Below are 12,601 nucleotides of genomic sequence, written 5' to 3'. Positions count from 1 at the left end.
GTCAAAGGTCCTGCCGTTCTAGAACATGCGCCTGCGGGTCTATCCATTCACCAGACTCTCAGGGTTTTCCCTTTGGTGATTTGCTCGTACATCCGAACCCTACGGTGATTGCGCGCATAACCGCCCATCGCAGAAACGGTGCCGCTTTGAATGTGATCCAGATAACGGAATATCTTTCGCGGTGAAATAGAACGCACCTGGTAGCCCAAGGCAGTCATTCGATCCTGCAGTTCATAACCCGGATTACGTTTATCCATTTGAAAGTGAAAGCCGTGTTGCTTGATGAACGCCACATTCCACAGTGTGCAAAAGCTCTTCAGGTGGATTTCTCGATACGGCTTGGGCGCTCTTGCCTGAACGCCGAGTGCCAGCAAACTCCGTCGGGCGTAGTGCTTGCAAAAGCGTGAGGCCAGGCGCCAGGCCGAGCGAACGCTCCCTCGATCCAATTGCTCCAAGCATCCGACGGCAGCCACGTCGCGTTGCTCCGTGCATTGGTCGAGCATCATGGTGAACACTGCCGGATCGTAAATGAAGGTATCGGTGTGCAACAGAAACAGATAGTCGGTTTCAACCTGCGCCAAAGCGAGATCCAGAGCACGGCCATGGGCAATGTTTCCGGCTTCGGAGCCGGTGTGCTTGCGTTCGATCAGCTCAATCCAGTCCAGCGAGCGCAAGTACTCGCTGCTCGCATCGTCGGAGTGGTTATCCACCACAATCACCGGAACATTTGTCCCGCGCAGAGCCTTCTGCAGAAGCATCAGACAGGTTTTGGTCAGATCAAGTGTTTTGTAGTTAACCAACACAATGCTGTAGTTGGCGGTCGCTGGAATTGGACGGGTCATAATCTTTGGTACCACGATGATTTCACCGATATCGCGCAACACCGTTCTTAACGGTGACGGACGTTCACACGGTCAGTTCGAACGCGAGGCGTCACTGGTGGAGGCGTTCTGGTTGCTGGCAGTGGCTGCAGCCGTGGCAGACTCTGACTGTTGATGCGAGGTCATGGCGGTCATCCTTGCCGCTTCCATTTTGGCCGTCACGGTATCGCCACCGCCTTCTGCCATTGCGGCGAAGGAAGCGGTCATCAAGGTCACGATCAAAAGGGCTTTAAGGCTGTTCATGAGTGTTTTCCAGTAATGAGTTGAGCCAACACATTGTTTGTTGGCTTGAACTCATCTTGACGCTCACTGCCTTTCGCCCTGTTCTCCGCAAAATGAATTTTTTGACAGGTTGGCGGCGAAGCTGGATTTTTTGAGGCCGAGGGGAAGATAATATGGCGGGAGGTTTTGTCGCGTTGCGTGTTTCGGCTCACGCTCAGTCAAACCCGAAAAAACCTGATCAGACAATGCCAAGTGGCGCGGATGGGCCCGTCGACCCAGCCTTGCCAAGCAGTTCGATGCGACAGCCAGGCGCCGCATCACTGACGGTCAGCTTGAGGTCGTGTAAGCGCGCAACGGCGCAGACCATGCTTAACCCCAGGCCATTACCCGGTGTGTTTCGGCTCGCTTCGGCGCGGTACAACCGACGAAAAACGGCTTCGCGCTCACCTTCGGCAATGCCCGGTCCGTTGTCTGTGACACAAATTCCGACCGACCCATGATCGGCGATTACGGTCAGGTTGACCTGGCTATGGTCGGGACAGAACTTGATGGCGTTATCCAGCAGATTGCAGAGTGCATCAAACAGCAATTGTGCGTCTCCGGCGATGACGGCAGGACCCTGGCTTTTATAGAGCGTGAGGCTGATGCCACGTTCTTCTGCCAACGGCTCATAGAGCTCGGTGGCGTCGGCACTGATCAGGTTCAGATCCAGCGGCGCGAAGTGACTGCGGCGGGCGCTGTTTTCGATTTCCGAGATACGCAGCAAGGCCTTGAAGGTCAGAAGCAGTGCCTTGGCTTCAACCAGTGCCGCGTCGATGCTGGCGGCGTATTGCGCTTCATCGAGACCGCGGCGCTGGGTGCGCTCCAGCCCGGCGATCAACCGCGTCAGAGGGGTGCGCAGGTCGTGAGCGATGTCGTCGCACACGCCTTTGACCTCGTTCATCAAGCGTTCCAGCTCATCGAGCATGCCGTTGACCACGGAGGCGAGGCGGTCGATGTCGTCGTTGTTGCCTTGGATGGGCAAGCGGCCGGTCAAATCGCCTTCGATGATCCCCTTGATCGAGCGACTGACCTTGTCCAGGCGTCGGTGGGCCGAGTAACCCAGTACCACCGCGCCAAACAGGCCGACCACCAGCAACAGCACGCCACCGGAAACCAGCGCCTTGATCAGCAGTTCATCAAATTCGCGTATGTCGTGGATGTCCTGGGCCACCAGCAAGGTCTTGCCGTCGGCCAGGTGATGGAAAATGAAGCGTATTGGGCGCTGATGACCGCTGGGCTTGCGCCAATCGAACTCCTGAGGTTTGTCGTAGGCGGAGAAGGGCGGCACTTGCTGGATGGCCCCGGCAATGAACTGGCCTTGTGCGTCGAACAGGCTCTGGGGAGCGCGCGCTTCGGTATCCTGCTCGGCGTGATTGCGGATTTCCCTGAGTTGTAACTCGGTATCCTGTGCACTGCGGGTTTCCACCTGGCGATACAGCGCGGTATCCGCTTCGGTTTTCAGGTAGAACGCTGTTTGCCAATAGACATAGCCGAACAGCGCCAGAAACGAACAGCCGAACAGTCCGAGAAACAGCAGGCCGGTGCGAAAACTGATTGTGCGTGGGATCTCACTCAGGCGAACGGAGGACATAACCGGCTCCACGAATGGTATGGATCATCGACGGTTCGTTTTCGTCGTCGATCTTGCGTCGCAAACGCCCCATGTGGACTTCGATGACGTTGGTGCGCTCATCGTAGGCGTAGTTCCAGACCGCTTCGAATAGCATGGTGCGGGTGACCACTTGCCCTGCATGGCGCATCAAGTGTTCCAGCAACGCGTACTCACGGGGCACCAGATCAATGACACGGTCACCACGCCGGACTACCCGGCTCAACAGGTCGACCTCCAGATTGCCGACCCGCAAGCGTGTTTCCCGAGCTTCGGAGACCGGTTCGGCGCGGCGACGGTTCAACGCATCCAGCCGTGCGGTAAGCTCGATGAATTCGAAGGGTTTGGTCAGGTAATCATCACCGCCTGCGCGCAGGCCGCGAACCCTTTCGTCCAGCGCACTCAAGGCGCTGAGGATCAGCACCGGGGTGCTCACGCTTGCCGCCCGTAAGGCGGTCAGTACACCAAGTCCATCGAGGCCGCCGGGTAGCATGCGATCCAGGACGATCAGATCGAACGGTTCACTCAGGGCCTTGAGCAGACCTTCGCGACCATTGTGGACGCAGCTCACGGTGAAGCCGTGGTCACACAGCGCCGCTTCGATTTCGCGGCAGGTAAGCAAGTCGTCCTCGACGACTAGAACATGGGTCATGGCAGATGAACCGCTCACATAATCGGGCAGAGATGGCATAGTGTGACAAAGCCTGCGGCTGTGCCACGTTCCCGCCAGGTAAATAAAAGTTTAGGTTGGATTTCTGGAGACGGTGCCTTTGCGCATTCTTGTGGTTGAAGATGACGCCCAGACCGCTGCTTACCTGTTACGTGGGTTGAGCGAAAGTGGTCACATCGTCGATATCGCCAGCGATGGCAATAGTGGGCTTGGCATGGCCCTGGAGCAAATCCATGATGTGCTGATCGTCGACCGCCGTTTGCCCGGCCTCGACGGTGTTGGCCTGGTCAAGGCTCTGCGAGCGCAACAGTTGCGGGTGCCGATCCTGATGCTCAGTGCGCAGGCGTCCACCACCGACAAGGTTGAAGGCCTGCAGGCCGGTTGCGATGATTATCTAGCCAAGCCTTACGCGTTCGCCGAAGTACTGGCGCGGCTCGATGCTTTGCTGCGCGGGCGCGAACAGACGACGAGGCCCGCGCGTCAGTTGCAAGTCGGTGAGCTGCAACTCGACTGCGCCACACGCACCGCGGTACGTCAGGGCCGAGTCATTGCCTTGCAGCATCGCGAGGCGCTTTTGCTGGAGAAGCTCATGCGCCACAGTGGTCAGGTGGTGACCCGCGACATGCTGCTCGACAGCGCCTGGGACTACTCTTTCGACCCCAACGACAACGTCATCGATAAACATATCCATCGCTTGCGGCGCAAACTCGATGAAGGTTTCGACTATTCGCTGATCAAGACCATTCCGGGTGCCGGCTACAGCTTTCAGGAGACGCCGAAGCAAGGCTAAACAAAAGTTTATCTGCCGACGAACGCTCTGGCAGGCACCCCTCGCTATCTTCTGCCCATTCGTGGATTGCTCCACACAGGATTTAGCGGGGATGGCTTGCCCATGTCGGTAACAACTTTGGTGGCTCGCCGCAGGCGGGTTGCGTGTCTTTCATCCGTGGCGTTAACGTTGTTCGGCATGCTCATGCTTGACGGCTGCTCGATGGTCCCGCAGTACCAGCAACCCGAGTTGCCCCTGGCGCAACAGTTCAATGGCCCGACAGACAGCTCGGCGGCTGAGGGCGGCCAGTGGTGGCGCGAGTTTCACAACGCCGAACTCGACTCATTGATCGCCCGGGGCCAGGCCTCCAACTACACCCTCAAGGCGGCGGTCAGCCGCATCGATGAAGCCCGCGCCTCGGCGCAGGTGGCGGGGGCGGCGCAATATCCGGCGCTTAATCTGGGAGGCAATTTACCAACGACAGAACAATTACGGCTCCACGGAAAAACGTAGCGTATTTGCCGAAGCCACCTATGAAGTGGATTTCTGGGGCAAACAGCGCGCTGCCGCTGACTCCGCCGATGCGTTGGCCAATGCCACGGTATTTGATGCGCATTCGCTCCAGCGGGAACACTTGGAACAGCGCACGCTTGCCCATTTTCGATGAGTCTGCAATCACCGTGAGATAACGCGTGCGGGCAATCATTGCGCGGGTGATTTCAGCTTCCTCGATGGAAAAGTCAAACGCGCCATCCGCGCTCAAGGCGCCGATCGTCACCACCGCGTGTTCAGCATTGAACCTGGCGATTTGCTCCATGGCCAACGCGCCGATGTTCTGTTCCGACTCCGGCCGATATTCCCCGCCGATCACAAACACCCGGTTGCCGCTGGCCCCAATGCTCACGGCAATCAGCAGGGAGTTGGTGATCACTGTGATGCGACTGAGCCTGGCCAGTTCGCGCGCAAAAAAACAGCGTCGTGGTGCCGGTGTCGATCAAGATACTGTCGCCCGGCGCATACAGCCCCGCGGCGTACCTGGCAACGGCTCGCTTCTCTGGCGAGTACTCATTCATCCGAGTCTGGAAGGCGTTTTCATGCTCCCCGCTCGGTGGAAAGGATGCGCCGCCGTGAAATTTGGTGACCTGGCTTTCTTCGGATAGAACCGTCAGGTCCCTGCGAATCGTTTCCTGCGAGGTGCTGAGGGTGCGAGCCAATTCATCGACTGAAATTCGCTCGAGCTGTCGCAGCAATTCAAGAATATGTTGGCGTCGTTCTGTAGGGCGCATGTGTCGTCCTCGGGTGCTACACGAAGTGCTGTGTTGGGGCGCATCCCTGTTACCTGGGAACACAAATGGAGCGATGGTAACGCGGCGGGTGCCGCCTCTGCGAAACCACAGGCAATGGGCCGTGGCATTCAGGCACAGCGGCCTCGCCCCGTGCCCACTGCACTGCAAGGCTGCCCTGCAGAATACGCCGCAGAAATGACCGATTCCAGTGGGTTTATCATTCAAAACCACATCAAAACAACGAATGGCATATGAAGTGTTTGTAATACGGTGAGAAACGGCAGGGCAGGTACGCGTCCACCGTGGACTTATGGAAGCAGTCATTAAACAGGGCGTCTGTGCGCAGGCAACCCTCGGCGATCATTTAGCTTTTATCGCCCACTTCCAGCCGACGCTGATCATGCCGATTTGCTGGCCAAAGCTGTTCGGCGGGCTGCTCGCCGTTGGCGCCGCTATCAAACAATCCATCACTTGGAAGGGGTAGAACCCTTCCATTTCAACGAGGTAAACATGCGAAAGATTTTTCTAGCCTGCCCGTATAGCCACGCTGATGCTTCGGTAACCCATGAGCGATTCATTGCGTGCAATAAAGTCGCGGCAACCCTCGTTGAGTCTGGCAACGCTGTGTTCAGCCAGGTCTCCATGTCCCATCCGATCAACCTTGCCTTTGAAGGCAAAGACAGCGCTGCTGTCGGCAAGCTTTGGGCACCGGTCGATGCGTTTTTCATGGAAGCATTGGAAGAACTGATTGTTCTCGACCTGCCCGGTTGGGACCTGAGTTCCGGGATCAAACGCGAAATAGAGTTCTTCAAAAGTCGCGGTCGCCGGGTGAGCCTCTGGTCTGAAGTGGCGTCGCAGTTCAACTGAGGCGAAAAGGGCAGGCCCGCCAGCGCGTCGTCGTCGGTCACCCTCACTAATGTCATGAAATGGCACGCCCTGGCGCCTTTGGTTGTGGCCGGTTTTCCACAAACCCGCACAATTGCCTGCAAATAATCAGATCAATCGCCGGTGCTTGCTCCACCGCCCGGCGATTCTGGAGGCAGGCAGATGAAACTCGACGCGAGCATAGCAGCAGTGGTCACCGGGGGCGCCTCGGGGTTGGGTGAGGCGGTGGTGCGCAGGTTGGCTGCGGCCGGTGTGAAAGTGACCATTTTCGATATGAATGCCGAGCGTGGGCAGCAGGTCGCGTGGGACGTCGATGGGCTGTTTTGCCAGGTCGACGTGCAGTCGGATGAGTCGGTGGACCAAGGGTTTGCCGCCGCCCGCGAGGCCCATGGCCAGGAGCGCATTCTGGTGAACTGTGCGGGTATTTCCAAAGGCGCCAAGACCGCTGGCCGCGACCGCGCCACGGGCGTGATCAAAGCCTTCCCGAGTGCCGATTTCGACCGCGTGATTCAAATCAACCTGGTCGGCAGTTTTCGCTGCTTGTCGCGCTCCGCCGCCGGCATGCTCAACCTTGAGCCCCTGGCCCATGGCGAGCGTGGGGTCATCGTCAACACCGCAAGCGTAGCGGCCCAGGACGGCCAGGTCGGTCAGTCGGCCTATTCCGCGTCCAAAGCCGGGGTGGTCGGCATGACGTTGCCGATCGCTCGCGACCTGGCGGGTGAGGGCGTGCGCATCAACTGCATCCTGCCGGGCCTGTTTGCCACGCCGATGATGGCGGGCCTGCCTGACACCGTGCAGCAGTCCCTGGCAGCCTCGGTACCGTTCCCCCATCGCTTGGGCCTGCCTGAAGAATACGCCGACCTCGCGACGTTCCTGATCACCAACAGCTACATGAACGGTGAATCGGTGCGCCTTGATGGTGCCATTCGTCTTGCACCTCGCTGATCCCGGAGCTTCCATGACTTGTGCTTATATCTTTGACGCCGTGCGCACCCCGCGCGGTCGCGGGCGGCCGGACGGTGCGCTGCATGAGGTGACGTCCCTGGCCCTGGCAGTGCAGGTGCTGCAAGCCATCCGTGAACGCAACCACCTGGACACCACCTGGGTCGATGACGTGATTCTTGGCTGCGTGATGCCGGTGGGCGAACAGGGCAGCGACATCGCGCGCATTGCGGCGCTGGTCGCAGGCTACGCGCAGAGTGTGCCGGGGGTGAGCATCAACCGGTTCTGCGCCTCGGGCCTTGAGGCGTGCAATATGGCTGCGGGCAAAGTACTCAGCGGCGAGGCACGCATGGTGGTGGCCGGTGGTGTGGAGTCGATGTCGCGGGTGGCGTTGGGTGCCGATGGTGGTGCGATGCTGGTCGATCCCAGCTTTGCCTTCGATCACTACTACGCGCCCCAAGGCATTGGCGCCGACCTTATCGCCACCTTGTTCGGCTACAGCCGCGAGGCCGTGGATAGCTACGCCGTTGAAAGCCAGCGCCGCGCCGCGCGTGCCTGGGAGCAAGGGCGCTTCGCCAGGTCGATCGTGCCGGTGCTGGACCAGAGCGGCATCGTGCTGCTGGATCGCGATGAGCATATGCGCCCACAAACCACCGTGCAGTCCCTGGCCGGGCTCAAGCCGGCATTCGCCAAGCAGGGCGAGTCCGGTTACGACAGCGCCGCGCTCGCACGCTACCCGATGGTCGAGCAGATCAACCACGTTCACCACGGCGGCAACTCGTCTGGCGTGGTGGACGGCGCCTCAGCCGTGTTGATCGGCTCCAAAGCCGCCGGCGAAGCATTGGGTCTTAAGCCTCGTGCACGCATCAAGGGCATGGTTTCGGTAGGTTCCGAACCGACCATCATGCTCACCGGCCCGGCCATTGCCACGCGCACAGTGCTTGATCGCCTGGGCATGACCACCGCTGACATCGACCTGTTTGAACTTAACGAAGCGTTTGCCGCTGTGGTGCTGCGCTACTTGCAGGTGCTCGACCTGGACCCGGCCAAGGTCAACGTCAACGGCGGTGCGATTGCCATGGGGCACCCGCTGGGGGCCACCGGCGCGATGATTCTGGGCACCGCCCTGGACGAGCTGGAGCGCACCGGCCAGGGAACCGCACTGGTCAACCTGTGCGTGGGTGCCGGCATGGGCACCGCTACCGTCATCGAGCGGGTTTGAGGAGCGATATGAACAATTTTTCCATCACGATCGACGCCGAGGGTGTCGCGCTGATTACCTTAGATGTGCCCGGCAAGGGCATGAATGTGATCAGCTTTGACGTGCAGCGCGAGTTCGGCGAGCTGGTCGAAACGCTGCGCAGCAACCCCAAAATCCGCGGGGCGGTGCTGGTCTCGGGCAAAACCAGCGGTTTTTGCGCGGGGGCCGATTTGCCGGAAATCGTCGGTTATTTTGACCGGTGGCGAGCGGCCCGAAGCCAGGCAGAACTGCGCGCTGCGTTGGCCGAAAGCGCCAGTTGGTCGCGGCACCTGCGCGCCCTGGAAACCTGCGGCAAACCCGTCGCGGTGGCCATCACAGGCCTGGCCCTGGGCGGCGGGCTGGAACTGGTGCTCGCCTGTCATTACCGGGTGGCGGTGGATGACCCCAAGCTGCGCCTGGCCTTTCCGGAAGTCGGCGTAGGCCTGTTGCCCGGTGCCGGTGGCACGCAGCGCCTGACCCGCTTGCTCGGCGTGAGCGCGGTACTGCCCCACTTGCTGGAGGGCACACCGATTGCACCCGCCGAGGCGCTGGCGACCGGCGTGGTGCACGCCTTGCTGCCCGCCGATCAACTGCTGCAAACGGCACGGCGCTGGGTACTCGAACACCCGGATGCCCAGGCGAGCTGGGACCAGGCCAATTTCCAGTTGCCCGCGGGCGGTGTGCATTCGGCCCAGGGTTATCGGTATTTCGGCCCGGCCCTGGCGGCGCGTCTTGGCACGGCGGGTGAGCACTACCCGGCAGTCGCCAATATCCTTAAATGCGTCTATGAAGGCGCTCAAGTACCGATAGACGCAGGGTTGCGCATTGAATCGCGCTACTTTTTCAACACGGTGCGTTCGCCGCAGGCCAAGGCCATCGCGCGCACCCAATTCATTTCGCGCCAGGCCCTGGCCAAGCGTGAAAGCCGCCAAAACCTCAGTGACTACCTCAGTCAATTGCGCCATGCCGTCGCGGCGGAGCAACGGGCGATGAAAGAGGAAGGGGTGTCGCCCACGCTGGTTGCCAGCCTGTCCCGGCGCAATGCGTTGAGCGCAGAGGCCGAGTGCCCTTTAGGCGCTGTTGAGCCAAGCGTGGAGGACGTGGATTTTGCCGCGATTGCCGAACTGGAGCGGCGGTTGCTCTACACCCAGGCGTTGACCGCCGTACGCTGCCTGGACAACCACGTGGTCGATGACCCGCTGGAGGCCGACTGCGGCGCTGTGGCGGCAGGCTTCCCGGTATGGAGCGGCGGGCCGGTTTCATACATTGAGGTGCAAGGCCTGGACGCCTTTGTTGCCGAGGCCGACCGCTTGGCCAGCCGTTTCCCGCAGCGCTTCAGTGTGCCCCACAGCTTGCGTGAACGGGCCGCCGCCAAGCGTGGTTTCTATTCCTGATCCTTAGTGCATCGAGGCAACACATGGCCATTGTTATTGTTGAAAACCGTGCAGGCGAACACATGACCCTGCAAGCGCAAAACGCACAGAGCCTGATGGACATCATGCGGTCCGGCGGCGTCGACGACATCCTCGCGTTGTGCGGTGGCACCTGCTCCTGCGCTACCTGCCATGTGATCGTCGATCCCGCTTTTGCCGATCGGCTGGCGCCCATGGGCGACGACGAAAATGACCTGCTCGACAGTTCCGACCACCGCACCGCGACTTCGCGCCTGTCCTGCCAGGTGATCTTCCGGGAAGACATGGATGGCCTGCGCGTCACCATCGCGCCGGAAGACTGATACCGCCTGCTGGGTTTGCGTTGACGCCGATAAGAACAACAAGAGGACCACACCATGCACAAAGACGTCGTGATCGTCGGTGCCGGCCATGCCGGTGCCCAAGCGGCCAGCCTGTTGCGCCAGCAGGGTTTCGAAGGCTCCATTGCGCTGATCGGGGAGGAGCATGAGCTGCCTTATGAGCGTCCGCCATTGTCCAAGGAATACCTGGCAGGCGAAAAAAGCTTTGATCACCTGTTGCTGCGCCCGGCGAGTTTCTGGAACGAAAAACATATCGATCTGCGCTTGGCCCAGCGTGTTGTGGGCGTCGATGCCCGAGCGCATCGGCTGACGCTGGACAGCGGCGCCCAGCTTGATTATGGCCAGCTCATCTGGGCCACCGGCGGCGCACCACGGCGCCTCAGCTGCCCAGGTCACGACCTGCAGGGCGTGCATTCAGTGCGTAACCGAGCCGATGTCGACCGCATGATCCACGAGCTGCCCGCCACGCAGCGGGTGCTGGTGATCGGCGGTGGCTATATCGGGCTGGAAGCCGCGGCGGTCTTGAGCAAACTGGGCAAGTCAGTGACCGTACTCGAAGCCCAGGACCGGGTCTTGGCACGTGTGGCCGGGGAAGCGCTGTCGCGTTTCTACGAAACTGAGCATCGGGCCAATGGTGTGGAGGTTCGCCTTAACGTGTTGGTCGATCATTTGGTCGGGGAGGGCGGCAAGGTCGTCGGCGTGGCCCTGGCGGACGGTAGCGTGCTGCAAGCCGATATGGTCATTGTCGGCATCGGTATCGTGCCGGCCATTGCGCCGTTGCTGGAAGCCGGCCTGCAAGACTGCAACGGTGTGCAAGTGGACGCGTTTTGCCGCGCGGCGCTGCCGGATGTGTTTGCCATCGGCGACTGCGCCGCGCACCTCAACCCCTATTGTGCGGTTCAGACCCCGATTCGCCTGGAGTCGGTACAAAACGCGAATGATCAGGCCAAGGTGGTCTCACGGTTTATCACCGGCCAGGCGCAAGCCTACGATGCGGTGCCGTGGTTCTGGTCCGACCAGTACGACCTGAAACTGCAAACCGTCGGCCTGTCCCTGGGCTACGACCAGACGGTGCTGCGCGGCGACCCTGCGACCCGCAGCTTCAGCGTGGTGTACCTCAGGCAAGGCCGGGTACTGGCCCTGGACTGTGTGAACCAGGTACGCGATTACGTGCAGGGCAAAGCGCTGGTCAAGGCAGGTTTTGCCCCCGACCTGGTTGCGCTGGCTGACGCCGACCTGCCGCTGAAGGCTGTGCCTGGCGTGGCGGCAGTGGTGCAGGAGTCCGCCCCATGAGCCCTGCACCAGTACGCCTGGATATTACGCGGGGCATCGCCAACCTGACGTTTGATCGGCCTGAGGCACTCAACGCAATCAACGTCGAAATGGCCCAGACTCTGTTGGTGCTCTGCGAGCAACTGCAGGGGCGTGAAGAGGTGCGCGTGATCGTACTCAGCGGCGCGGGCCGGGCCTTTATGGCCGGCGGCGACCTTGCGGCATTCGACGCCAGCGACGCCCCGGCTGAACTGGCCTCGGCGATCATCGAGCCGCTGCATGCCGCCCTCAGGCTGCTGGCACACATGCCCCAAGTGGTCATCGGCAGCGTGCACGGGCCGGTATCCGGTGCAGGCATGAGCCTGGCCCTGGGTTGCGACCTGACCATCGCCGCGAGCAACACACGGTTTTGCCTGGCCTATAGCGACATTGCTACCAGCCCCGATGGCGGGGGGTCCTGGCATTTGCTGCGGCAGCTGGGGCGCCAGCGCGCGCTGCAACTGGCCCTGTGCAATAGCGTTTTGAGTGCCAACGAAGCGCTGGCCCTGGGGCTGATCGCAAGCGTGGTGTCTGCAGGCTCGTTGCACGAAGACACACAGTGTCTTGCGCGCAAGCTGGCCTGCGGGCCCACCTTCGCCTACGGCCAGATAAAGCACTTGCTGCGCCAGGCCGCCGACCACACGTTGGAGCAGCAATTGGAGGCCGAGCACCAGGCCTTCCGTGCCTGCGCCGGCACAGCGGATTTTCGCGAAGGTGTCGCAGCGTTTTTTGCCAAGCGCAAGGCGATATACAACCACAGCTGATGCGTGACATTCCTTTGGTTTGACGCGGTAAAGCGAGCGTCATCGGGCCGATTCAGTGCTGACTGAATCGGCATTTTTTTGTCCGGCGTTTGTTCGTGCTGCAGCGGTCGCGGTTTTTGGCACGAAATGCTTCGCAGGCTCCAGCGTTGCCATCGCTGCGAGCCGGCCGATAGGCCAACAATTGGTCAACAGCCTCCCATTCGCCGGCCAGCCACGAATGGCGATAA

Annotated in this window: 13 protein-coding genes and 2 pseudogenes; 10 read left to right on the top strand and 5 right to left on the bottom strand. The window is 60.7% G+C overall.

Annotated elements, in window-relative coordinates; translation table 11 throughout:
• Nucleotides 1–47: 47 nt before the first annotated feature.
• The 4 genes from ACUN0G_RS32715 to ACUN0G_RS32700 all read right to left on the bottom strand — a co-directional run bounded on the left by ACUN0G_RS32715 (nucleotide 48) and on the right by ACUN0G_RS32700 (nucleotide 3,406).
• Nucleotides 48–842 carry a glycosyltransferase gene (locus ACUN0G_RS32715; RefSeq protein ID WP_445575626.1) on the bottom strand — a complete coding sequence of 265 codons (795 nt, stop codon included), beginning with the start codon at nucleotides 840–842 and terminating at the stop codon, nucleotides 48–50.
• 72 nt (nucleotides 843–914) lie between these two features.
• A complete protein-coding gene (locus ACUN0G_RS32710; protein WP_445575441.1) occupies nucleotides 915–1,124 on the bottom strand; it encodes a co-regulatory protein PtrA N-terminal domain-containing protein in 210 nt (69 codons plus the stop codon).
• A 217-nt stretch (nucleotides 1,125–1,341) separates the two neighbouring features.
• Nucleotides 1,342–2,736 (bottom strand): sensor histidine kinase, encoded by a 1,395-nt coding sequence (locus tag ACUN0G_RS32705; protein ID WP_445575440.1) that lies wholly within the window; start codon nucleotides 2,734–2,736, stop codon nucleotides 1,342–1,344.
• Nucleotides 2,714–3,406, bottom strand: coding sequence for a response regulator transcription factor (locus ACUN0G_RS32700; RefSeq protein ID WP_428553106.1), 693 nt, complete (start codon nucleotides 3,404–3,406; stop codon nucleotides 2,714–2,716). Before ACUN0G_RS32700 ends, ACUN0G_RS32705 begins: the two co-directional genes overlap by 23 nt.
• A gap of 118 nt (nucleotides 3,407–3,524) precedes the next feature.
• Here ACUN0G_RS32700 and ACUN0G_RS32695 point away from each other — a divergent pair, with 118 nt between their 5' ends.
• Together ACUN0G_RS32695 and ACUN0G_RS32690 are read left to right on the top strand one after the other, a co-directional pair.
• Nucleotides 3,525–4,214 (top strand): response regulator transcription factor, encoded by a 690-nt coding sequence (locus tag ACUN0G_RS32695; protein WP_445575439.1) that lies wholly within the window; start codon nucleotides 3,525–3,527, stop codon nucleotides 4,212–4,214.
• Between the two features lie 177 nt (nucleotides 4,215–4,391).
• Nucleotides 4,392–4,706 (top strand): hypothetical protein, encoded by a 315-nt coding sequence (locus ACUN0G_RS32690; RefSeq protein ID WP_445575438.1) that lies wholly within the window; start codon nucleotides 4,392–4,394, stop codon nucleotides 4,704–4,706.
• Between the two features lie 100 nt (nucleotides 4,707–4,806).
• Here ACUN0G_RS32690 and ACUN0G_RS32685 read toward each other — a convergent pair.
• A pseudogene (locus ACUN0G_RS32685) lies at nucleotides 4,807–5,479 on the bottom strand (DeoR/GlpR family DNA-binding transcription regulator); the annotation flags it as partial.
• Nucleotides 5,480–5,810: 331 nt separating this feature from the next.
• Here ACUN0G_RS32685 and eutH point away from each other — a divergent pair.
• From eutH to ACUN0G_RS32645, 8 genes and pseudogenes are all read left to right on the top strand, one after another.
• Nucleotides 5,811–5,948: pseudogene (gene eutH, locus ACUN0G_RS32680) on the top strand (ethanolamine utilization protein EutH); the annotation flags it as partial.
• Nucleotides 5,949–5,989: 41 nt separating this feature from the next.
• Nucleotides 5,990–6,346 carry a DUF1937 family protein gene (locus ACUN0G_RS32675; protein ID WP_322148683.1) on the top strand — a complete coding sequence of 119 codons (357 nt, stop codon included), beginning with the start codon at nucleotides 5,990–5,992 and terminating at the stop codon, nucleotides 6,344–6,346.
• Between the two features lie 180 nt (nucleotides 6,347–6,526).
• Nucleotides 6,527–7,309: an SDR family NAD(P)-dependent oxidoreductase gene (locus ACUN0G_RS32670; RefSeq protein WP_445575437.1), complete on the top strand. Its 783-nt coding sequence runs from the start codon at nucleotides 6,527–6,529 to the stop codon at nucleotides 7,307–7,309.
• Between the two features lie 13 nt (nucleotides 7,310–7,322).
• Nucleotides 7,323–8,528 carry an acetyl-CoA C-acetyltransferase gene (locus ACUN0G_RS32665; protein WP_445575436.1) on the top strand — a complete coding sequence of 402 codons (1,206 nt, stop codon included), beginning with the start codon at nucleotides 7,323–7,325 and terminating at the stop codon, nucleotides 8,526–8,528.
• Between the two features lie 8 nt (nucleotides 8,529–8,536).
• Nucleotides 8,537–9,940: an enoyl-CoA hydratase-related protein gene (locus ACUN0G_RS32660; RefSeq protein ID WP_445575435.1), complete on the top strand. Its 1,404-nt coding sequence runs from the start codon at nucleotides 8,537–8,539 to the stop codon at nucleotides 9,938–9,940.
• 23 nt (nucleotides 9,941–9,963) lie between these two features.
• Nucleotides 9,964–10,281: a 2Fe-2S iron-sulfur cluster-binding protein gene (locus ACUN0G_RS32655; RefSeq protein ID WP_322145012.1), complete on the top strand. Its 318-nt coding sequence runs from the start codon at nucleotides 9,964–9,966 to the stop codon at nucleotides 10,279–10,281.
• A 54-nt stretch (nucleotides 10,282–10,335) separates the two neighbouring features.
• On the top strand, nucleotides 10,336–11,592 hold the full coding sequence (locus ACUN0G_RS32650; protein WP_445575434.1) for an NAD(P)/FAD-dependent oxidoreductase: 1,257 nt from the start codon (nucleotides 10,336–10,338) through the stop codon (nucleotides 11,590–11,592).
• The gene (locus ACUN0G_RS32645; RefSeq protein ID WP_445575433.1) at nucleotides 11,589–12,374 is read left to right on the top strand and encodes an enoyl-CoA hydratase/isomerase family protein; all 786 of its coding nucleotides are present in this window, start codon (nucleotides 11,589–11,591) and stop codon (nucleotides 12,372–12,374) included. The genes ACUN0G_RS32650 and ACUN0G_RS32645 overlap by 4 nt, the downstream gene beginning before the upstream one ends.
• The last annotated feature ends 227 nt before the right edge of the window (nucleotides 12,375–12,601 follow it).

The organism is Pseudomonas sp. 32A (assembly GCF_052682255.1).
This window is presented reverse-complemented; position numbering and strand designations above follow the sequence as displayed.